Annotated in this window: 22 protein-coding genes; 10 read left to right on the forward strand and 12 right to left on the reverse strand. The window is 60.7% G+C overall.

Annotated features, from left to right (window positions below):
• Window positions 1-156: 156 nt before the first annotated feature.
• A complete protein-coding gene (locus tag AC58X1_RS00005; RefSeq protein WP_101318336.1) occupies window positions 157-1,020 on the reverse strand; it encodes a universal stress protein in 864 nt (287 codons plus the stop codon).
• Window positions 1,021-1,171: 151 nt separating this feature from the next.
• On the opposite strand from AC58X1_RS00005, the gene AC58X1_RS00010 reads away from it, so the two are divergent.
• Complete coding sequence (locus tag AC58X1_RS00010; protein WP_101318338.1) at window positions 1,172-1,789, forward strand: MiaE family protein; 618 nt, start codon at window positions 1,172-1,174, stop codon at window positions 1,787-1,789.
• Between the two features lie 30 nt (window positions 1,790-1,819).
• On the opposite strand, the gene AC58X1_RS00015 is transcribed toward AC58X1_RS00010, so the two are convergent.
• On the reverse strand, window positions 1,820-2,137 hold the full coding sequence (locus tag AC58X1_RS00015) for an ElaB/YgaM/YqjD family protein (RefSeq protein WP_101318340.1): 318 nt from the start codon (window positions 2,135-2,137) through the stop codon (window positions 1,820-1,822).
• Window positions 2,138-2,268: 131 nt separating this feature from the next.
• Between AC58X1_RS00015 and AC58X1_RS00020 the strand changes: the two genes are divergently transcribed.
• The 4 genes from AC58X1_RS00020 (at window position 2,269) to zapE (ending at window position 5,318) form a co-directional block, all read left to right on the forward strand.
• The gene (locus tag AC58X1_RS00020) at window positions 2,269-2,532 is read left to right on the forward strand and encodes a hypothetical protein (protein WP_101318342.1); all 264 of its coding nucleotides are present in this window, start codon (window positions 2,269-2,271) and stop codon (window positions 2,530-2,532) included.
• A gap of 144 nt (window positions 2,533-2,676) precedes the next feature.
• A complete protein-coding gene (locus AC58X1_RS00025; protein ID WP_181089402.1) occupies window positions 2,677-2,991 on the forward strand; it encodes a hypothetical protein in 315 nt (104 codons plus the stop codon).
• Between the two features lie 22 nt (window positions 2,992-3,013).
• The gene (locus AC58X1_RS00030; protein ID WP_150572836.1) at window positions 3,014-4,165 is read left to right on the forward strand and encodes a PQQ-dependent sugar dehydrogenase; all 1,152 of its coding nucleotides are present in this window, start codon (window positions 3,014-3,016) and stop codon (window positions 4,163-4,165) included.
• 46 nt (window positions 4,166-4,211) lie between these two features.
• Window positions 4,212-5,318 (forward strand): cell division protein ZapE, encoded by a 1,107-nt coding sequence (gene zapE, locus AC58X1_RS00035; RefSeq protein ID WP_497428056.1) that lies wholly within the window; start codon window positions 4,212-4,214, stop codon window positions 5,316-5,318.
• A gap of 19 nt (window positions 5,319-5,337) precedes the next feature.
• Here the strand turns inward: zapE and AC58X1_RS00040 are convergent, their stop codons facing one another.
• From AC58X1_RS00040 to trhP, 4 genes are all read right to left on the reverse strand, one after another.
• Window positions 5,338-6,336: an alpha/beta fold hydrolase gene (locus AC58X1_RS00040; protein ID WP_150571310.1), complete on the reverse strand. Its 999-nt coding sequence runs from the start codon at window positions 6,334-6,336 to the stop codon at window positions 5,338-5,340.
• Window positions 6,337-6,412: 76 nt separating this feature from the next.
• Complete coding sequence (locus tag AC58X1_RS00045; protein ID WP_150571309.1) at window positions 6,413-6,850, reverse strand: YqaA family protein; 438 nt, start codon at window positions 6,848-6,850, stop codon at window positions 6,413-6,415.
• A gap of 10 nt (window positions 6,851-6,860) precedes the next feature.
• Window positions 6,861-7,289: a DUF411 domain-containing protein gene (locus AC58X1_RS00050; protein ID WP_181089398.1), complete on the reverse strand. Its 429-nt coding sequence runs from the start codon at window positions 7,287-7,289 to the stop codon at window positions 6,861-6,863.
• A 152-nt stretch (window positions 7,290-7,441) separates the two neighbouring features.
• Window positions 7,442-8,776 carry a prephenate-dependent tRNA uridine(34) hydroxylase TrhP gene (gene trhP, locus AC58X1_RS00055; protein WP_497428057.1) on the reverse strand — a complete coding sequence of 445 codons (1,335 nt, stop codon included), beginning with the start codon at window positions 8,774-8,776 and terminating at the stop codon, window positions 7,442-7,444.
• A 130-nt stretch (window positions 8,777-8,906) separates the two neighbouring features.
• Between trhP and AC58X1_RS00060 the strand changes: the two genes are divergently transcribed.
• Window positions 8,907-9,968, forward strand: a complete 1,062-nt coding sequence (locus AC58X1_RS00060; RefSeq protein WP_150571306.1) for an AI-2E family transporter — start codon at window positions 8,907-8,909, stop codon at window positions 9,966-9,968.
• 7 nt (window positions 9,969-9,975) lie between these two features.
• Here the strand turns inward: AC58X1_RS00060 and AC58X1_RS00065 are convergent, their stop codons facing one another.
• Window positions 9,976-12,036, reverse strand: a complete 2,061-nt coding sequence (locus tag AC58X1_RS00065; protein ID WP_312390196.1) for a TonB-dependent receptor family protein — start codon at window positions 12,034-12,036, stop codon at window positions 9,976-9,978.
• Between the two features lie 226 nt (window positions 12,037-12,262).
• On the opposite strand from AC58X1_RS00065, the gene AC58X1_RS00070 reads away from it, so the two are divergent.
• Genes AC58X1_RS00070 through AC58X1_RS00080 form a run of 3 tightly spaced genes read left to right on the forward strand, consistent with a single transcriptional unit; the run spans window position 12,263 to window position 13,244 of the window.
• Window positions 12,263-12,508: a helix-turn-helix domain-containing protein gene (locus AC58X1_RS00070; protein WP_101318363.1), complete on the forward strand. Its 246-nt coding sequence runs from the start codon at window positions 12,263-12,265 to the stop codon at window positions 12,506-12,508.
• Between the two features lie 15 nt (window positions 12,509-12,523).
• Window positions 12,524-12,877 (forward strand): head completion/stabilization protein, encoded by a 354-nt coding sequence (locus AC58X1_RS00075; protein WP_101318365.1) that lies wholly within the window; start codon window positions 12,524-12,526, stop codon window positions 12,875-12,877.
• Window positions 12,870-13,244, forward strand: a complete 375-nt coding sequence (locus tag AC58X1_RS00080) for a hypothetical protein (protein WP_224785543.1) — start codon at window positions 12,870-12,872, stop codon at window positions 13,242-13,244. The genes AC58X1_RS00075 and AC58X1_RS00080 overlap by 8 nt, the downstream gene beginning before the upstream one ends.
• A 3-nt stretch (window positions 13,245-13,247) precedes the next feature.
• Here the strand turns inward: AC58X1_RS00080 and AC58X1_RS00085 are convergent, their stop codons facing one another.
• On the reverse strand, window positions 13,248-13,634 hold the full coding sequence (locus AC58X1_RS00085; protein ID WP_150571304.1) for a helix-turn-helix domain-containing protein: 387 nt from the start codon (window positions 13,632-13,634) through the stop codon (window positions 13,248-13,250).
• A gap of 245 nt (window positions 13,635-13,879) precedes the next feature.
• Here AC58X1_RS00085 and AC58X1_RS00090 point away from each other — a divergent pair, with 245 nt between their 5' ends.
• The gene (locus AC58X1_RS00090) at window positions 13,880-14,173 is read left to right on the forward strand and encodes an Ogr/Delta-like zinc finger protein (protein ID WP_224785544.1); all 294 of its coding nucleotides are present in this window, start codon (window positions 13,880-13,882) and stop codon (window positions 14,171-14,173) included.
• Window positions 14,174-14,240: 67 nt separating this feature from the next.
• On the opposite strand, the gene nuoN is transcribed toward AC58X1_RS00090, so the two are convergent.
• Genes nuoN through nuoK form a run of 4 tightly spaced genes read right to left on the reverse strand, consistent with a single transcriptional unit; the run spans window position 14,241 to window position 19,458 of the window.
• Window positions 14,241-15,710 (reverse strand): NADH-quinone oxidoreductase subunit NuoN, encoded by a 1,470-nt coding sequence (gene nuoN / locus AC58X1_RS00095; protein WP_101318369.1) that lies wholly within the window; start codon window positions 15,708-15,710, stop codon window positions 14,241-14,243.
• Between the two features lie 7 nt (window positions 15,711-15,717).
• Window positions 15,718-17,250 carry an NADH-quinone oxidoreductase subunit M gene (nuoM, locus tag AC58X1_RS00100; RefSeq protein WP_101318371.1) on the reverse strand — a complete coding sequence of 511 codons (1,533 nt, stop codon included), beginning with the start codon at window positions 17,248-17,250 and terminating at the stop codon, window positions 15,718-15,720.
• A 49-nt stretch (window positions 17,251-17,299) separates the two neighbouring features.
• Window positions 17,300-19,153 (reverse strand): NADH-quinone oxidoreductase subunit L, encoded by a 1,854-nt coding sequence (nuoL, locus tag AC58X1_RS00105; protein ID WP_101318373.1) that lies wholly within the window; start codon window positions 19,151-19,153, stop codon window positions 17,300-17,302.
• Window positions 19,150-19,458, reverse strand: a complete 309-nt coding sequence (gene nuoK, locus AC58X1_RS00110) for an NADH-quinone oxidoreductase subunit NuoK (protein ID WP_103436825.1) — start codon at window positions 19,456-19,458, stop codon at window positions 19,150-19,152. Before nuoK ends, nuoL begins: the two co-directional genes overlap by 4 nt.
• Window positions 19,459-19,460 lie beyond the last annotated feature (2 nt).

A 19,460-nucleotide genomic window follows, 5' to 3' on the forward strand; every position in this document is an offset into this window, starting at 1 on the left:
ATGCATCGCCGATGGTAGTGTGGGGTCTCCCCATGTGAGAGTAGGTCATCGTCAAGATTCATTTCGCAAAACCCCTATCTGCGCGAGCAGGTAGGGGTTTTGTCTTTTCCGGATCTGGGAATTAGGGGCTGCATAGCGGCCCCAATCAAGGCAGCTTCAGCCCCGAGCCAACTCAGCAAGATGCGCAATCACCTGCTCGGTCTTCAGTACCAATACATCACCTTCAAGCTTATCCAGCACCACTTCAGCAGTGTTGCCAATCAACGCGCCGGAGATACCCGTACGGGCAACGGTGCCGATCACCGTTACCACGGCCTTGTATTTATCCTCGGTGTAAGGAATCAGCACATCTGCCGGACCTTCAGCAATGTGTAGGCGATCATCAGTGATATCGAACTCAGCTTGAAACGCGCTGCACGCCTCGCGATAGCGTTGTTCGATACTGTCCCGGTTCTGGTACACCGGATCAGCTGCGGAGAGCATGGGGGAGGGGTGGGCACTGATCACGTGCAGTTCGCCCTTGGCCAGGCTGGCGATGCCAAAACCGTGATCGATAATGCTCGCATGCAATAGGCGGTGTTCCTCATCATGATTGCCCACGTCGACCGCTGCCAGAATCACCCCACCGGTCCAGGGTTGCTCGCTCTTGACCATCAGTACCGCGCAAGGGCACTGACGCAGTAGCTTCCAGTCGCTAGGGGTGAGTAATGCTTTCTTCAGGGGGTTATCCGGACGATGCTCCTTGATTACCAGGTCGCAACCCTCGGCTTGCTGGGCCTGGATGATGGCCTCATGTACAACATCGTGCCTGCTTTGCTCAAAGCTAATATTGTCGTAGCCGTCTTCCTGCAGTTGGCCCGCCAACACGCTCAGCAGTGCCTGATGGTCGTGCTTTTTGTCGCACATCAGCAGATGCATACGGGCGCCCGTCACCCCGGCAATCAGCTTGGCCCGGGTCAGCGCCCGGCTGTGGGCGTGGTCTGGATCGAGTACAACCAGAATGCTTCTGACCTGTTGCATGAGCATGGACTCCTAAAATGGGTGGCCGATGCCTGACTATAGACGGCGCGCTCACGGTTGCCGTTTGACGTATATCAAGCATAGTCGCTGGCGATCGCCGCTGCCCTCGGTATAATCGCCGACCCTGCCGCTGTTCAGTTGCCGTGAAATTATGTCCCTGATTCCCGAAGTCGAAGCCTTTCTCGGTTGTCGCACCCCTGATGCCTGGATCGAAGCAGCACTGGCCGATCAGGAGACGCTGCTGATCGATCACAAAAACTGTGAATTCAAGGCTGCCAGCACAGCTTTGAGCTTGATTGCCAAGTACAACGCGCACCTCGACCTGATCAACATGATGTCGCGCCTTGCACGTGAGGAGCTGGTTCACCACGAGCAGGTACTGCGCCTGATGAAACGCCGGGGCGTACCGCTGCGGCCGGTTCCGGCAGGGCGCTATGCGTCCAGCTTGCGCAAGCTGGTTCGCTCCCACGAGCCGGTCAAGTTGGTCGATACCCTGGTGGTGGGTGCTTTTATCGAAGCGCGCAGCTGCGAGCGCTTTGCCGCACTTGTACCGCACCTGGATGAAGAGTTAGGGACGTTTTACCACGGCTTGCTGAACAGCGAAGCGCGGCATTTTCTCGGCTATCTGAAACTTGCCAATCAGTATGGCGATCAGGCCGACATCGCGCGCGTAGTGGAGAAGGTGCGCGAGGCTGAAGCAGAGTTGATCTGTTCAACAGATCAGGAATTGCGCTTTCACAGTGGTATACCGCTGGCTCTGGCCGCTTGATCAGCGGCTGAGCCAGCGATCTCGCCCGTATTACGAACGACGGCCCAGCAGCAAGCCGACTACCAGACCGAAGCCTGCAGACACCGCAACGGTCTGCCACGGGTGGCCACCGATATAATCTTGAGTGGCTTCGACCACCGGCTGCGCACGGTCGCGTACCGAGGTGGCAGCCTGACGAGCCTGGCTCAGCTTCTGGCTGATCTGGGCGCGCAGGGTATCGGCCTCTTCGCCAATCAGCGATGCACTTTGCTCGAGTAGACGCTCGGACTCTTCAATTAACGACTGCAGCTCGCTGAAGACCTGGTCCTTGATCTGATCGGTATCGATTTGGGTGGTTTTCCGGGCCATGAACAGCTCCTCGTTTGGTGATGGTTAGAACAATGGATACCTGCGCGGCGGGAAAGTTGCGCAGACGTTCCGGCCGATTGCCGCATCAGTGTAAGATAGCCGGCAAATTTCATGCAGCAGGGTAGATTTTCATGAGTTTCAATCTGGCCAACAGAAGCTTTGAAGAACGGGCGCAGATCGAAGCGGAGAAAGCGCGACTGTTCGAGTATTGGCAGAGCAACCTTGGCAAGGTCAAGGCTGAAGCCGGTCGCTTGATTTCCGAGAAGTCTCGTCGCAAGGGCAAATGGGCCGAGTGGGTCCGCGCCGAGCTAGATGCGATGACGCCTCAGGATTTTGCGATCATGGTCCGTAGCGAGGTCAATAAAATGATGGCCGCCGCCAACGCCAATCGCTGATCAGGTGCTGCTGTCGTTGGCGGCCCTCAGCCGCTAGACACGTCACGAAGCATCTGCACACGAATTCGCACTTTTAATACGAACCTGCCACGCCCTAGGCTATCCAACGCCTGAGCGTGGCTTTTTCGTTTTTGGAGGTGGCACATGAAATCTGTCTGGCCAGTCCTTGGCCTTGGTTTGTTGCTGGCGTTACCTGGCAGCGCCGCATTCGCTGATACCAGTGCGCTGGCGGCCAACAACAACCCCTACAACAGCCCGATTCAGCGCGCCAACCCCAATAGTCGGCAGGGCAGTGCGCCTGATACCCCACCCGTGCGCGGGCCCTCTACCCAGCCCATGCCACGTCCACCGACGCTGGACAATCGCGGTATCGGCAACGGTGACAACTTGCGCCGCCAACAACAGACCCCACGCCTCGAACCCAGTCGCCCGCCGCGTGACAGCCAACGCGCGCCGTGAGCTTTTCTGCAAGGAACCCCGCATGACTCCACGATCCTGGTTGACCAGCTTGACCGTTGCAGCGTTGCTGCCCGTATTTGCCCACGCCGCCTCCGAGCAGCAATTTCCCAGTGAAGAGGGTGAGATCACCGTCAGCACAGTAGCCAATGGCCTGCGTAATCCTTGGGGCCTGGCGTTTCTTCCAGGCGGTAAGGACATGCTGGTCACCGAACGCCCTGGCAACCTGCGTCTGGTGACCGCTGAAGGCAAGGTCGGGCCACCCCTGAGCGGCGTCCCCAAGGTCTGGGCGCAAGGGCAGGGCGGCCTGCTCGATGTAGTGCTGTCGCCAGACTTCGACAAGGACCGCACGGTCTACCTGTCGTTCGCCGAAGAAGGCGACGATGACAAGGCCGGTACTGCGGTTGGCCGCGGCCAGCTCTCGGCCGACCGCGCGCGTCTCGACAATTTCACCGTGATATTCCGGCAGATGCCGAAACTGTCTGAAGGCAACCATTTCGGCTCGCGGCTGGTGTTCGACCGGAACGGCTATTTGTTCATCGCACTGGGCGAGAACAACCAACGCGCCACCGCGCAGGACCTGGACAAGCTCCAAGGCAAGGTCGTGCGCATCCTCCCCGATGGTGAAGTACCCAAAGACAATCCCTTCGTTGGCAAATCAGACGTTCGCCCCGAGATCTGGTCGTTTGGCCATCGCAATCAGCAGGGCGCAGCGCTCAATCCGTGGAGCGGCGAGCTCTGGACCAATGAGCACGGGCCGCGCGGTGGTGACGAGATCAACATTCCCCAGGCTGGCAAGAACTACGGTTGGCCGATTGCTACCCATGGCATCAACTACTCGCTGTTGCCGATTCCAGAGGCCAAGGGCAAGCACGTTGACGGCATGGTCGATCCCCATCACGTGTGGGAGAAGTCACCAGGCATCAGCGGCATGGCGTTCTACGACCGTCCTACGTTCAAGGCCTGGGACCACAACCTGTTCATCGGTGCACTGGCCACTCAAGAGCTGATCCGCCTGCAGCTCAAGGGCGATAAGGTGGTGCACGAAGAGCGGCTGCTGGGCGAACTGAAGGCGCGAATTCGTGATGTGCGCGTAGGGCCTGACGGCTACCTGTATGTATTGACCGACGCCAAAGACGGCGCGCTGCTGAAAGTTGGCTTGAGCAACGACCAGTAATCGCGATAACAGGTACCATGGCGTTTTCCCAAACGCTCACTGGCACATGGCTATCGATCCGCAAACGCTCTATCAGCAGGCTTTGCAGCAGGACGGCTTCGTTGCCGATCCTGCGCAGGCCAATGCCGTAGCCGCCCTTCAGCGGTGTTTCGAATCCTTGCAGACTGACCAGGCCGGCCCGGGCGTCTACCTATGGGGGCCGGTCGGTCGCGGCAAGACCTGGCTGATGGACCAGTTCCATCGCTGCCTGCAAGTACCTGCAAGGCGCCAGCACTTTCATCACTTCATGGCCTGGGTGCATCAACGGCTGTTCCAGCTCAACGGCACCGCTGATCCGCTGCGAGCACTGGCCAGTGAGCTGGCCGGGCAAATTCGCGTGCTGTGCTTCGATGAGCTGTTCGTCAACGACATCGGCGACGCGATCATCCTTGGCCGGTTGTTCAGCGAGCTGTTCGAGCACGGTGTGGTGATCGTCGCCACCTCCAATCAACCGCCGACTGAGCTGTACCTGGACGGCTTCAATCGTGACCGCTTCCTGCCCGCCATTGAGGCGATGCAGCGGCATATGCAGATCCTGCCGGTCGTCGGCGAACAGGATCACCGGCTGCACCCAGGCCTCGCGCGTCAGCGTTACTGGTGTGTAGCAGACAATGCGACCAGTACCTTCGGCACCCTGTTCGAGCATTTGAGTGCCGGCGACGCTGGTTGTGCCGAGCCGCTGCAATTAGGTTCGCGACAAATCCGCGTGGTGCGCCGCAGTGACCAGGCCATCTGGTGTCACTTCAGCGATCTGTGCGAGCAACCGTTGTCGGCCATCGAATTCATGGCCTTGTGTGACCGGTTTCCGGCGATCCTCATCGATGCTATCCCTGCGCTAGGCGGCGAGCAGCGCGCCGGGCGCATTGCACGGGGCACCGAAGATGCTGCCGAGCGAGTAGCAGCCGGCGATCGCCAGCTGCCGACGTTGTCAGCCAAAGACGATAGCGTGCGCCGCTTCATCGCTTTGGTCGACGAGTGCTATGACCGCCGCGTTGCCCTCTACCTTGAGGCCCAAGTGCCGTTGGATGCGCTCTACACAAAGGGCTACCTGGCATTCCCGTATCAGCGCACCTTGAGCCGGTTACGGGAAATGCAGTTGCAACGCTTCGGCTAACGGTCGGCTCAGAGCTGGTTCATTTCTGCAGCCAGTCGATCAAGGTCTTGTGGAAGCGCCGCGGTTCTTCGATTTGCGGCGCGTGGCCCATCCCCTCAAAGACGATCAACTCGCCCTGGGGGATCAGCTTGGCCGCCTGCGGTCCCAGCGCCTTGTAGTTGCCCAGCTTCGCCTTGACCTCAGCCGGGGCAATGTCGCTGCCAATCGCGGTAGTGTCCTGATCGCCAATCAGCAGCAAGGTCGGCATCTTCAGGTTCTGGAACTCGTGATAAACCGGCTGGGTAAAGATCATGTCGTAGATCAACGCCGAGTTCCATGCCACGCGCTCATGCCCAGGACCCTGATTCAAGCCAACCAGCATCTGCACCCAGCGCTCGTATTCGGGCTTCCAGCGGCCGGCGTAGTAGGTCTTGCGCTCGTAGTTGCGCACGCCCTCGGCGTCCAGCTTGAGCTCACGTTGATACCACTGATCGACCGTTCGGTAAGGCACGCCTAGGGCTTTCCAGTCTTCCAGGCCGATTGGATTGACCATCGCCAGGCGCTCGACCTGCTGCGGGTACATCAGCGCATAGCGGGTGGCAAGCATGCCGCCAGTGGAGTGGCCGAGAATGATCGCCTGCTCGACCCCCAACTGCTCGAGCAGGGCGTGAGTGTTGCTCGCCAGCTGCTGGAAGCTGTATTGGTAATAGGCAGGCTTGCTCGACGTGCAGAAGCCGATTTGGTCCGGCACGATAACCCGGTAGCCGGCTTTGCTGAGGGCGTCGATGCTGCTTTCCCAGGTTGCGCCGCAGAAGTTCTTGCCGTGCATCAGCACCACGCTGTGACCGTTGGCCTTGCCTTGGGCAGGGACATCCATATAGCCCATTTGCAAGGCCTGGTCTTGCGAGGTGAAGTCGTAATGCTGGAGCGGGTAGGGGTAGTCGAAGCCTTCGAGTTGCTGCCCATAGGTGGGCGACTCGGCAGCGAACGCCGGGCTGCCGATTAGGCAGGCGAGGGCCAGGGCGGTTGCGCGCAGCATGGGGGCACTCCGTGTAGGACCATGTAGGAAAAAAGCGACTGTAGCAGCCCGACACGCGCAACAAGCGGCAAAGGTGTTACTGGCCGTTAACCCAGCCCAGGGTAATCAGCACTACCACCAGGTAACGCCCACACTTGGCGACTGTCACCAGCAGCAGAAAACGCCAGAATGGCTCGCGCATGATGCCGGCAATCAGCGTCAGAGGATCGCCGATCACCGGCATCCAGCTAAGCAACAGCGACCACTGGCCCCAGCGTTGGTAGCGTTGCTGGGCACGCTCCAGTTGGGCGCCACTGAACGGGAACCAGCGGTGCTCACGGAGCCGTTCCACCGCCCGGCCGAGCAGCCAGTTGACCACCGAGCCCAGCACATTGCCCAGGGTCGCGACCAGCAGCAGGGTCAACCAGGCATGCTGCTCGCGCAGCAGCAACCCGACCAGCACCGCTTCGGACTGCAACGGCAGCAGAGTGGCGGCGCCGAAGGCGCTGAGGAACAACGCCACAAGGCTCATCATCGGCCGCGGCTCAGTAGCTGGCCACCACCTCGTCGTTACCCTCATGGGTCACGCCGATCACCTGATATGAATCTTTGTGATCGCCCATCTCCATCCCTGGCGAACCCATCGGCATGCCGGGTACTGCCACGCCCTTGAGGTCGTTGCGTGTGGCGAGCAGGCGCACTTGTTCGGCCGGCACATGGCCCTCGACGAACTTGCCATCGATGACACCGGTATGACAGGAGGCCAGCCGCGGCGCTACGCCGAGGCGTTGTTTCACGGCGCTCATGTTCGGCTCGACGTGGTCATTGACGGTAAAACCGTTATCGCGCAGGTGGCTGATCCACTGCTTGCAGCAGCCACAGTTGGGGTCACGGTAAACGTCGATGGTCTCGGCAGCCTGAGCAAGGCCAGTGAAGGCCAGCAGGCCCAGAGCAATCAGGCGAGTACGCAGCATGGTCAAATTCCTCGGCAAGGGGCGGCCGCCTGCAGGCGGCAGGCTCGGCGGCAGCTTAACGCAACCGGCATCAGCCTGCTGCAGGCAGGTCAAAAACGGCCAGCATGGCGCAATTCACCTGACAGCAAGCTGACGCAGTCATTACAGCGCTGTCAGCTGGCAGGCGCATCACCGTCCAGATCACGCATCAGCAACGCGTACTCAAGTGGCACCTGCTCAGGGATAGGCAGATACACCACGTGGCCGTCGCCAGGCGCTACCTCGATCTCGCGCTGCTGCCGATCGTGCAGGCGGCTCAGTTCGAAATGGTAGTTGCCGCGGGGTGTCATCAGCTCCAGCTGATCGCCAAGGGCAAAACGGTTCTTGACCTTGACCTCGGCCAGGCCCTCGACCCGCACACCGGTCAGCTCACCGACGAACTGCTGTCGCTCGGACACCGAATTGCCGCGCTGGTAGTTCTGGTATTCATCGTGCACATGGCGGCGCAGGAAGCCTTCGGTGTAGCCACGCTGGGCCAGCGATTCAAGGTTGTCCATCAGGCTGCGATCAAACGGCCGCCCCTGCAGGGCATCGTCGATGGCCTGGCGGTAGGACTGCACCGCGCGAGCGCAGTAGAAATGCGATTTGGTCCGGCCTTCGATTTTCAGCGAATGCACACCCATGCGCGTCAGCCGCTCGACGTGTTGTACGGCGCGCAGGTCCTTGGCGTTCATGATGTAGGTGCCGTGTTCGTCCTCGAACGCCGGCAGCGCTTCACCGGGCCGATTGGCCTCTTCAAGCAGGAACACCTGCTCGGTCGGGGCGCCCAGGCCAAGAGTCGGTTGCACTTCATGGACGATGTCGCCGCTGACGTTCTCCACCGCTGCAGTGGCCTGATACTTCCAGCGGCAGGCATTGGTGCAGCTGCCCTGATTGGCGTCGCGCTTGTTCAGGTAGCCCGACAGCAGGCAGCGTCCTGAGTAGGCCATGCACAGGGCGCCGTGGACAAACACCTCCAGCTGCATAGCGGGTACCTGCTGGCGGATCTCCTCAATCTCTTCCAGCGACAACTCGCGCGAGAGGATGATTCGGCTCAGGCCAAGCTGCTGCCAGAAGCGCACGCTCGCCCAGTTGACCGTGTTGGCCTGCACCGACAGGTGCACCGGCATCTGTGGGAAGTGCTCGCGCACCAGCATGATCAGGCCCGGGTCAGACATGATCAACGCATCGGGCGCCATCGCGATCACCGGAGCAAGGTCCTTGAGGAAGGTCTTCAGCTTGGCGTTGTGCGGGGCGATGTTGACCACCACGTAGAACTGCTTGCCCAAGGCGTGCGCTTCGTTGATGCCCAAGGCCAGGTTGGCATGGTCGAATTCGTTGTTGCGCACCCGCAGGCTGTAGCGCGGCTGGCCGGCATACACCGCGTCGGCGCCGTAGGCAAAGGCGTAGCGCATGCTTTTCAGCGTGCCGGCAGGGGCGAGCAATTCAGGCTTGGCGAGAGAGGTCATGGGCGCACCGGAGCAAAGGGCGCGGATGGTAGTGGCTGGCCAATTCAGGCGCATTGATCTGGATCAACCCTCGCAGGGCACTTTTTCAGATCTCTGCTGCACTAAAGGTCTGAATCCCCGAGGAATACTCATGAACCAAACCGCACTACAGAACAGGGCACTGGCCGTGCTGCTGACCGCCGTCACCATTGCCTTCGTCTGGATCATGCTGCCGTATTACGGCGCGATATTCTGGGCGGTGATTCTGGGCATCCTGTTTGCCCCTTTGCAGCGCAACCTGTTGATCCGTTTCAACCGCCGGCGCAACCTCGCCGCCGGTGTCTCGTTGCTGATCTGTCTGCTGATCGCCATCTTGCCGGTGATCTTCACCAGTGCACTGTTGGTACAGGAGGGCGCCTCGCTGTATCAACGCATCGAGAGCGGCCAATTGGACATCGCCGGTTACGTTGAGCAAGGCAAGAACATGCTTCCAGCGTTCGCGCAGCACGGCCTTGACCAGATGGGCATGGGTAACCTCGATGGCTTGCGCGACAAGATCAGCAAGTGGGCCGGGCAAGCTAGCCAGATCCTGGCCAGTCAGGCGTTCAGCTTTGGCCAAGGCACGTTCGATTTCCTCGTCAGCTTCGGCATCATGCTCTACATCCTGTTCTTCTTCTTGCGTGAAGGGCCGGAGTTGGCGCGCAAAGTGCGCCTGGCGGTACCGCTGCCCGAGGATCAAAAGCGCCGCCTGCAACTGAAGTTCAACCGTGTGGTGCGCGCCACGGTCAAGGGCAACCTGCTGGTGGCGATCACTCAGGGTGCGCTGGGCGGGGTGATCTTCTGGATTCTGGATATCCCCAGTGCGTTGATCTGGGCAGTGCTGATGGCGTTTCTGTCGTTGCTGCCAGCAGTTGGCGCGGGGATCGTCTGGGCACCGGTTGCGGCCTACTTCATTCTGACCGGGGCAACCTGGCAGGGTGTGGTGCTGACGGCCTTTGGTGTGTTGGTGATCGGTATGGTCGACAACGTGTTGCGGCCGATCCTGGTCGGGCGCGACACACGCATGCCCGACTACCTGATCCTGGTATCGACCCTGGGCGGCCTGGCGGTATTCGGCCTCAACGGCTTCGTGATCGGGCCGTTGATCGCTGCGTTGTTCATTTCCAGCTGGACCATCTTTACCGAAACCAAGCCGCAAGTGCAGTTGCCCTGAATCTGCCTTATTTCAAGCTGTAGGACACACCTGCATACACGCCGAATCCTTCCCCGGGCGTCGCCCGGGGTTGATCGCTGCCTTGATCGTCATAGCCCGGGGTGACGCTGGCGCTGTAACGCTTGTTGGTCAGGTTGCGCAGGTCGAGCCAGGTTTGCCAGTCTTGTTGCGGTGAGTCCCAACCCAGTCGCGCACCGAACTGGGCATAGGCATCGGCGTGGTTGCTGTTGGCATAGTCGACCTGCACCTTGGACGCCATCTGTGTATTGACGCCGACATGGAAGCCGCTCGGCCAGTCATAGCGCAGCTCGGCCTGGTAGTAGTGCACGGGCAGGCCAGGCAGGCGGTTGTCGCCAAAGCGCTGGTCATCGCGGTAGTGAAAATCGCTGAAGGTATAGGCTTGGCGCAGGCTCAGCTTGCCGCTGCCTGATTGTTCCCAGAGGGTGCTGTCCAGGCTGGCTTCGACCCCTTCATGCACCGTTGCGCTGGCATTGAACTCCTTGGCAGGCAAGCCTTGTACGAGTTCAACCGCCAGCAGCTCGTGGCGAACCTGAGCGTAATACCAGGCCAGATCCCAGCGGCCGACGGCCGAGTCGCCTCGCGCGCCAAGCTCGAGCGTGGTCGCCGTCTGGTTTTGCATCTTGATTGGCTGGGTCGCAACCGTAGAACTCCAGATCAGCGACCACGGGTGCGGCGGTTCGACCGAACGGCTGAGGTTGCCGTACAGCTGCAAGTTTGGCTGCCAGTCGTAGCGCAGGCCGATCCGCGGGGCGTAGTCCCAATCGTGCTGGCTGACCTTGCCGCCACTGGCGGGATAGCTGACGTCGCTCTCACGGCGGGTGTAGATCATGGCCAGGCCGGTGGTCAGCCACAGGTCTGGGATCAGCTCCAGTTCATTACCGACGTGCAACACGGTATCCGAACCCTGATAACTGAAGTCGCGGCTGCGGGCGCCGAAATTATCGCCATTGGTGCGGGCAAACTGCGACGCACCGTTGTTAGGCAGGTGCTTGGTGGTACGCCAACCCACGGTGGTCTTGCTCTCGTGGCCCAGCAACGTGTCGCGGCGCAGGTAGTTCAGGGTGCCGCTGACATCGGTGTAGGCCACCTTCAGGCGCATTGGCCCTTCGCGCAGGTCCATCGGGAAATCGTGGTAGACCAACCCAGCTTCAACGCGGGCATCGTCCTCAAGGTAGAAGGTAGTCTTGTTGGCCACCCAGGTGCTGCCCGGCTGCGGGCGGCTGTCGTCACGGGCCAGGTAGGCGGCGTTGGCGGCCCGTGGGTCGTGCTTGATCTGCTCCTTGGTCAGGCGCCCGGCCAGTTCGTTCTCGGTTTCCCGGTAGCGCAGGTAGAAGCGCGTTTCCAGATTCGGGTTGAAGCGATAGCCAACGTTGGCAGCAAAGCCCTTGGCGCTGCCACTGCTGTGCTCCTGGTAACCGTCGTATTCCGAGTCGGTCAGGGCCACGTAGTAATCGAGCTTGCCCAGTACCTGGCCGGAACTGATCTGGCGATGGGCGTAGCCGCGGCTGCCGGCCTCATAGCGCACCTGCAGGCGATCGGCATCGTAACCGGTGTGGGTCACGTAGTTGATCGCGCCACCGAGCGTGAGCGCGCCCTGATCAAAACCGTTAGCGCCCCGCAGCACCTCTGCGCGGCTCAGCCACAGCGGCTCGAGCAGCTCGTAAGGCGTGCCGCCGGGGCCAGTCAGCGGCAAACCGTCGAACATCGTGTAGACCCCTGAGCCGTGCGCACCCGGCGCACGGTTGATACCCGAGCCGCGGATCGACAGTTTGATGCCCTCATTACCCGCCGACTGGGCAAACACACCCGGTTGATAGGCAAGTACGTCCTGGTTGCTGGCCAACCGCCCTTGTGCCACCTGCTGCATGTCTACCAGATTGGTAGCGCCCGGGACGTGTCGCAGACGCTCGTCGGCCGCCTCCAACTGGCTTTGCGGCTGATCATTGATCAGCAGTTGATCCAGTTCTACGGGAGCGCTGGCCAGCACCGGGCAGCTGGCCGTACTGATCAGCAGGCCTAAGGCGCGAGAGGGTGGAACACAACGCATCGAACGACTCCAATGGCAGGGGCTTACAGGGCAAAGGAGGTCAGACGTACGAGATGTCGCTCGAAGCACGTCCGATTCTTAAGCGGGCAAGTGTATGAAGTTAGAACGTTGTTGTAGGCGATCGCTTTACAACTGCCGGTACTGGAGCGATCGATCCGCGAGTTCGTAAGGTGGTGTCTTACCCCTCTGCTCTGAGGGCCGGATTCGAAACTGCGGAGAACCAGCCATGAACGCCGTCACCCCACCGATTGATGCTCCGGGCAATAACCCGCCCATTTACCTGACGCCGCGCGAGCGGGAAGTACTGTTGTGGTGCGCCTATGGCAAGACCTCATGGGAAATCGGCCAGATCATTGGCTGCAAGGAGGTCACCGTAAATTTTCATGTCGGCAACATTCTCAGCAAGTTCGCCGTGACCACTCGGGTAATGGCGGTGATCAAGGCCATCCGCTACGGCATGCTGCAAGAATAATGAGGAGGCACGACCATGGACGCCGAGCTTCAATCGCCTGACCCAGCCCCGCCTTTGTACTATCTGGCGCGCCACGACCGGTTCTGGCCGCGCATCGAGCTGTCGAGTTTGCGCCAACGCTTGGCGATACCCGCGTACATCAGCGATACCCATCTGCAACTTGCCGGTCAACAGGCCTTGGCGATCGCCGCAGGGGAGTTCGCCAGCTGGCGCCGGCGTTTACGTGCACTGGGCTACACGCAACTCACCGACCTTTGCCGACATGTGCACGGTCGCCGCCTGTGCAGCTGCTATCAGCGTCTGGTCGAGCACTGTACGTTGCGCGCCTTGGGTGGCCGGTCAGCCTTGCAGGGAGCTGCCCATGAATGAGCTTGCCCAGGAAATGCTGCGTAATTGGGCGCAGATTGAGGGTGACCTGGCCAATTTCGACGGCCAGGCCCTGGCTGGCGCGATACTCGGCGCCTGGCTAGTTAGTTCGTCGAAGGGCAAGGCCTGGGTGACGATAAGGACGAGGCGCAAGTTGAGCCTGCAACAACGCCTGCTTACCCTGTTGCTGTCAGCGGGCGTGGGCTACCTATTCATGCCCCTGCTGTTGTCACTGGTGCCTTTCGTCTCCACAGGCGTTGCGGCTTTTGTCGCTGCGGTGGTCGTGATTCCGATCAGTGTCAAGGTGATGCTCTGGCTGGAGAACGCTGATCTCAAGGAAATCGTCCAGCGCTGGCGCCGTGGATCGTGATTGTCAGGCCGAATGCACAGCGGCGCTCAGTTGCTCGAGGCGCCGCTCCAGTTCCTGCAGGCGCAGTCGGTCCACGATTTGAATACGCAAGGCTTGCAGGTCGGCAGGCGCCAGCCCCTGCACCAGATCAAGCAGCTCTTGCGCCGCGTTTGCTGGCCCTGCCTGGGCTGTCCGTGCCGGGCTGCCAATGCCAAGCAGCAACCAGTCCAGTGACACGCTGTGGCGGTTGGCAGCTTCTATGCAAAACGCGTAGGGAATGCTCTCGCGCACCTTCCAGCTGCTCAGGGTCTGCGGACTGACGCCCAGCTCTTTTGCAAGTGCGGAATCACTGCTGGTGCCGGTTAACTCCTTTAACCGGTGCAACACCGAAACTAGAGAGGTATTACTCATTATGAATATCCCTGATAAGTTCTGATAAGATCGATGGCACGGATGTACTCAATATGAATAATCTGGATGGATCCTTACCCGCACCGCATGGTACGTAATTATGATAGTGATGAATATTCTGATAGCGCGCGGGAACAACTTGCCCAGCTGTTGTCGGAGCGACTTACAGACTGCCGGTTTTCAGGTGTTCTTGCTGCCGACACGTTGTTCCCTACGACAGACCCACCTGATTGGAGGAGGGCGCTGTGAGTAGTTACAAACTGGTGTGCCCGCATTGCAGCAGCCGGATGCGCATCCGCACCAGCGAAGGGCGGCATGTGTTTCTCAGGGTCGCTTACCTGCAGTGCATCAATGAAGCCTGTGGCTGGTCTGTGCGTGCCGAGTTCGAAATGACCCACGAACTGTCGCCCAGTGGCATGCCCAATCCGGATGTCCAGTTGCCCAGCGCCAACCGCGAGCTGCGCCACGCTGCTCGTAACCCTGACCCGCCAAGGAAACCCGAGCCTGAACCCAGGCAGGGCGCGCGTACGTCGATCTGATCGAAGTGAGCCTGTTGCCCATAAAAAAACACCCCGCAGATGCGGGGTGTTTTATCTTGCCGGATGATCAGCCGATCAGTTGCAGGCCGGCCTGCTGGACCATCTCCAGCAGCGGCTGCGGGTATACACCGAGGACAAAGGCGAGCAGGGCAATTGCCAGCAGCATCACGCCACCGGTCTGCTGCTCCCACTTCAGCGGCGCGTCGTGGCGACGCAGGTTCGGCTCGACCAGGTACAGGGTGACCATGACGCGCAGGTAGTAGTAAACGCCGATGGCGCTACCAATCACCAGTGCACCGACCAACCACCACAGTTGCGACTCGACGCCAGTGGCGATGATGTAGAACTTGCCGATGAAGCCTGCGGTCAGCGGTATACCCGCCAGCGACAGCATCATCACGGTCATCACCGCAGTCAGGTACGGACGACGCCAGAACAGGCCGCGGTACTCGTACAGGGCGTCGGCGTCACGGCCGGCGTATGGCGACGACATCAGCGTGATCACGCCAAACGCGCCAAGGCTGGTGATCACATAGGTGACCAGGTAAACACCCATGGCTTCCATGGCCAGGCCTTTGCTGGCGATCAAGGCGATCAACAGGTAGCCGAAGTGGGCGATGGACGAGTAACCGAGCAGACGCTTGAGGTTGCTCTGGGTCAGCGCCAACAGGTTACCGATCAGGATCGAAGCTACGGCGATTACCGCCAGCACGGTGCTCAGTACACCGCTGCTGGCAGCAGGCGAGATCATGTACAGACGCATCAGCACCGCGAACACGGCAACCTTGCTGGCGGTGGCCAGGAACGCTGCGACCGGCGCCGGGGCGCCTTCGTAGACGTCCGGGGTCCACAGGTGGAACGGTACCAGCGACAGCTTGAAGGCCAGACCGACCAGCATCATGCCCAGGCCCATCTGAGCCAGCAGGCTTGGCATGTTGGTGCTGGCCAGCGCCTTGGCGATACCGTCGAAGCTTAGGGTGCCTGCATCGGCATACAGCAGCGCCATACCGAACAGCAGGAACGCCGAACCTGCAGCCGACAGCACCATGTACTTGATACCGGCTTCCAGCGATCGCTTGTTGAAGAACGCGTACGCCACCAGCCCGTAGACCGGCACCGAGAGCAGCTCCAGACCGATGAACAGGCCCGCCAGGTGGTTGGCGCTGACCAGTACCAGGCCGCCCAGTGCCGACATGAGCAGCAGCAGGTAGAGCTCTTCGCGGTTACCCGGGTAGCCTTTGGAACCTTCGCCCAGATAAGCATGGGCCAGGGTTACGCAGGCCAGGGTAGCGACCAGCATGATCGCCATGTACAGGCAGGCGAACTTGTCGATGGTGATCAACGGGGTGATCGCCAGCGGCGCGACTTTCAGTGCTGGCAGGATCGACAGCAGTGCAGCGTTGAGACCGATGGTCGACAGCAGGAAGGTCTGCGAGTGGTTGCGCTTCCAGGCGATCGCCAGCATCACCACAACCGTGGTGAGGGTGGTGATCAGCATCGGCGCCAATGCAATGAAGTGTTGAGTGGTGAATTCCATAGCGCTCTTACCGTGCCGAAGCGAGTTGAGTGAATGCGGAACCGAGCCACTGCTGCACGCCACTCATGGTGGCGGCAGAGGTGTCGAGGAACGGCTGCGGGTAGACGCCGAGCACGATCAGCAACACGGCCAGGCCCAGCACCATGATCAACTCGCGGCCGTCCATGCCAGCAAGCACAGTCTCGGACTTGCTTGGGCCGAAGTAGGCGCGGTGGATCATGATTAGCGAGTAGACCGAACCGAACACCAGGCCAGTGGTGGCAATCACGGTGAACCACGGCACGTGGGCGAAGCTGCCGATCAGGATCAGGAACTCGCCGACGAAGTTGCCGGTGCCCGGCAAGCCCAGCGAAGCAGCTGCAAAGAACAGGCTGATGGCCGGCAAGTAGGCGATACGGTGCCACAGACCGCCCATTTCACGCATGTCACGGGTATGCAGGCGCTCGTACAACTGGCCGCTGAGGATGAACAGCGCGGCAGCCGAAACACCGTGTGCCAGCATCTGGATCACCGCGCCTTGCAGGGCTTGCTGGCTGCCGGAGTAGATACCGATCAGCACGAAGCCCATGTGCGAGACGCTGGAGAAGGCGATCAAGCGCTTGATGTCGGTCTGCGCGAAGGCCAGGAAGGCCCCGTAGAAGATACCGATCAAGCCCAGGGTCATGGCGATCGGGGCAAACTCGGCCGACGCGTTCGGGAACAGCGGCAGAGCAAAGCGCAGCAGGCCATAGGCAGCGGTTTTCAGCAGGATACCGGCGAGGTCGACGGAACCGGCAGTCGGCGCCTGGGCGTGAGCATCAGGCAACCACGAGTGGAACGGCACTACCGGCAGCTTCACCGCGAAGGCAATGAAGAAGCCCAGCATCAGCAGGTACTCGGTACCGGCCGGCAGGTCGGCCTTGAGCAGGTCGCTGTAGTTGAAGGTGATGACGCCAGTGTTGCCGTAGTTGACCAGTACCAGGGCGAGAATCGCCACCAGCATGATCAGACCACTGGCCTGGGTGAAGATGAAGAACTTGGTCGCCGCGTAGATCCGGGTCTTCTTGCCATCCGCCGAGCTGTGACCCCAGAGCGCGATGAGGAAGTACATCGGCACCAGCATCATTTCCCAGAAGAAGAAGAACAGGAACAGGTCCAGTGCCAGGAACACACCGACCACGCCGCCCAGAATCCACATCAGGTTGAGGTGGAAGAAGCCGACGTGGCGCTGGATCTCTTTCCACGAGCACAGCACCGAAAGCACACCGAGCAGGCCGGTGAGCAGGATCATCAGCAGCGACAGGCCATCCAGCGCCAGGTGGATGCTGATGCCGAAGCGCTTGATCCATTCGACTTTGTATTCGAAGGCCCAGGCAGGTTCGGCGCCCGGAGCAGGGGCCAGGGTGTAGTCACCGTTGGCCCACAGCCAGAGGCCGATACCGAGCAACAGGGACATGGTCAGCAGTGCAATCCAGCGCGGCAGGGTAGAGCCGAAGCGCTCACCCAGCCAGCACAGGAAGCCGCCGATGAAGGGAATCAGGATCAGCCAAGGCAAAATCATGACGGGTTCGTTTCCTTTGGCAAAGTCGCAAGGTTCGCAAGTGTGAAAGTCATACCGCAGCCACCAGCACGGCGCCGAGTACGAGTACTGCACCTACGGCGATCGAAGCGGTGTACCAGCGCAGCTGGCCGGTCTCGGTCTTGCTCATGGCGACATGACCGCCACGTGCCAGCCGAGGAATCAGGCCGATGCCGCGATCTACCGGGTCCTTGCGCAGCAAGTGGCAGATCAGCAGGTAAGGTTTGACGAACAGCTTGTCGTAGATCCAGTCAAAGCCCCAGGCGGCGAACCACCAGGCCGTGAGCAGGCGACCGATGCCGCTGTTGGCGATGGCCGTGACCAGGCGACGCTTGCCCAGGAACAGCATGGCCGCCAGCAGGATACCGGCGATGGCAATGGCGCCCGAGGCGATTTCCAGGCTGTGCTTGGCTTCGCCACCGGCATGGCCGACGCTCTGCGGCAGCACACCCGCCAGTGGTGGATGGATCCAGGCACCGACAAAGGTCGACAGCACGATCAGCGTGCCCAGTGGCAGCCAGTGGGAAATTCCATGGCCAGCATGAGCTTCGGTCTTGGCTTCGCCATGGAAGGCAATGAAGATCAGGCGGAAGGTGTACAGCGAGGTCATGAACGCGCCGAGCAGGCCAGCGTAGAGCAGGCCGCTGTTGCCGCTGGCGAACGCTTCCCAGAGGATCTCGTCCTTGGAGTAGAAGCCTGCGGTCAGGATCGGCAGGGCAGCCAGCGCCGCACCACCGACCACGAAGCTGGCGTAGGCCAGTGGCAGTTTCTTCCACAGACCGCCCATCTTGAAGATGTTCTGCTCGTGGTGGCAGGCAACGATCACCGCACCGGAGGCAAGGAACAGCAACGCCTTGAAGAAGGCGTGAGTCATCAGGTGGAAGATCGCGCCTTCCCAGGCACCAACGCCCAGGGCCAGGAACATGTAGCCGATCTGGCTCATGGTCGAGTAGGCGAGGATGCGCTTGATGTCGGTCTGCACCAGCGCGGCAAAGCCGGCCAGTACCAGGGTCACACCGCCAACGATACCGACCAGGTGGAGGATATCCGGCGCCAGGGCGAACAAGCCGTGGGTACGCGCGATCAGGTAGACGCCAGCCGTGACCATGGTCGCGGCGTGGATCAGTGCCGAAACCGGCGTCGGGCCAGCCATGGCGTCAGCCAACCAGGTCTGCAACGGCAGCTGCGCCGATTTACCAACCGCACCGCCGAGCAACATCAGCGTTGCCAGTACCATCCAGGTATCACCAGCCTGGAACTTCTGCGGTGCCAGCACCAGCAGTTCCTGCACATTCAAGGTACCCAGCTGGGCGAACAGAATGAACATGCCGATGGCCATGAACACGTCGCCGATACGGGTCACGACAAAGGCCTTGAGGGCGGCGTTACCGTTGTTGCGGTTGCTGTAATAGAAACCGATCAACAGGTACGAGCACAGGCCCACGCCTTCCCAGCCGAAGTAGATGAACAGCAGGTTATCGCCCAGGATCAGGAACAGCATGCTGGCGATGAACAGGTTGGTGTACGAGAAGAAGCGCGAGTAGCCGGCTTCGCCACGCATGTACCAGGAGGCGAACAGGTGGATCAGGAAGCCGACACCGGTGACCACGCCAAGCATGGTCACCGACAGGCCGTCCAGGTAGAGGGTGAAGCTCGGCGCAAAGCCATCCACCGACATCCACTGCCAGAGCAGTTGGCTGTAGGCGCCGCCCTCAGGCGGGGCAACGTTGAATTGCCAGATGACATAGGCCGAGACAGCAGCCGAAAGGCCGATCGAGCCAACGCCGATCAGCGCCGAGAGGTTCTCCGAGAACCGCCCGCGCGAGAACGACAGCAGCAGGAAGCCCAGCAACGGGAAGACGAAAGTCAGGAAGAGAAGGTTCATCCGCGCATCTCACTGGCAGCATCGATGTCGAGAGTGTGGAAGCGGCGATACAGCTGCAGCAGGATCGCCAGGCCAATGCTGGCCTCGGCGGCTGCCAGGCTGATCACCAGAATGAACATGACCTGGCCGTCGGGTTGTACCCAACGCGCGCCGGCGACGATAAACGCCAGCGCACAAGCGTTCATCATGACTTCCAGGCTCATGAGCACGAAGAGAATGTTGCGGCGGACCATCAGGCCAACCAGACCAAGGCAGAACAGAATGCCGGCGACTGCCAGGCCGTGTTCCATCGGGATAGCACCCATGA

The sequence above is a fragment of the Pseudomonas sp. PGPR N4 genome (assembly GCF_059693665.1).

Coding starts and splice junctions, on each gene's coding strand:
- AC58X1_RS00020 (WP_101318342.1), top strand. CDS start 2,269: ATGAGTTTCAATCTGGCCAACAGAAGCTTTGAAGAACGGGCGCAGATC.
- AC58X1_RS00070 (WP_101318363.1), top strand. CDS start 12,263: ATGAACGCCGTCACCCCACCGATTGATGCTCCGGGCAATAACCCGCCC.
- AC58X1_RS00085 (WP_150571304.1), bottom strand. CDS start 13,634: ATGAGTAATACCTCTCTAGTTTCGGTGTTGCACCGGTTAAAGGAGTTA.
- AC58X1_RS00030 (WP_150572836.1), top strand. CDS start 3,014: ATGACTCCACGATCCTGGTTGACCAGCTTGACCGTTGCAGCGTTGCTG.
- AC58X1_RS00080 (WP_224785543.1), top strand. CDS start 12,870: ATGAATGAGCTTGCCCAGGAAATGCTGCGTAATTGGGCGCAGATTGAG.
- AC58X1_RS00010 (WP_101318338.1), top strand. CDS start 1,172: ATGTCCCTGATTCCCGAAGTCGAAGCCTTTCTCGGTTGTCGCACCCCT.
- AC58X1_RS00040 (WP_150571310.1), bottom strand. CDS start 6,336: ATGCTGCGCGCAACCGCCCTGGCCCTCGCCTGCCTAATCGGCAGCCCG.
- AC58X1_RS00005 (WP_101318336.1), bottom strand. CDS start 1,020: ATGCAACAGGTCAGAAGCATTCTGGTTGTACTCGATCCAGACCACGCC.
- AC58X1_RS00025 (WP_181089402.1), top strand. CDS start 2,677: ATGAAATCTGTCTGGCCAGTCCTTGGCCTTGGTTTGTTGCTGGCGTTA.
- nuoN (WP_101318369.1), bottom strand. CDS start 15,710: ATGGAATTCACCACTCAACACTTCATTGCATTGGCGCCGATGCTGATC.
- AC58X1_RS00050 (WP_181089398.1), bottom strand. CDS start 7,289: ATGCTGCGTACTCGCCTGATTGCTCTGGGCCTGCTGGCCTTCACTGGC.
- AC58X1_RS00045 (WP_150571309.1), bottom strand. CDS start 6,850: ATGATGAGCCTTGTGGCGTTGTTCCTCAGCGCCTTCGGCGCCGCCACT.
- nuoM (WP_101318371.1), bottom strand. CDS start 17,250: ATGATTTTGCCTTGGCTGATCCTGATTCCCTTCATCGGCGGCTTCCTG.
- trhP (WP_497428057.1), bottom strand. CDS start 8,776: ATGACCTCTCTCGCCAAGCCTGAATTGCTCGCCCCTGCCGGCACGCTG.
- AC58X1_RS00015 (WP_101318340.1), bottom strand. CDS start 2,137: ATGGCCCGGAAAACCACCCAAATCGATACCGATCAGATCAAGGACCAG.
- AC58X1_RS00060 (WP_150571306.1), top strand. CDS start 8,907: ATGAACCAAACCGCACTACAGAACAGGGCACTGGCCGTGCTGCTGACC.
- nuoK (WP_103436825.1), bottom strand. CDS start 19,458: ATGGGTGCTATCCCGATGGAACACGGCCTGGCAGTCGCCGGCATTCTG.
- nuoL (WP_101318373.1), bottom strand. CDS start 19,153: ATGAACCTTCTCTTCCTGACTTTCGTCTTCCCGTTGCTGGGCTTCCTG.
- AC58X1_RS00075 (WP_101318365.1), top strand. CDS start 12,524: ATGGACGCCGAGCTTCAATCGCCTGACCCAGCCCCGCCTTTGTACTAT.
- zapE (WP_497428056.1), top strand. CDS start 4,212: ATGGCTATCGATCCGCAAACGCTCTATCAGCAGGCTTTGCAGCAGGAC.
- AC58X1_RS00065 (WP_312390196.1), bottom strand. CDS start 12,036: ATGCGTTGTGTTCCACCCTCTCGCGCCTTAGGCCTGCTGATCAGTACG.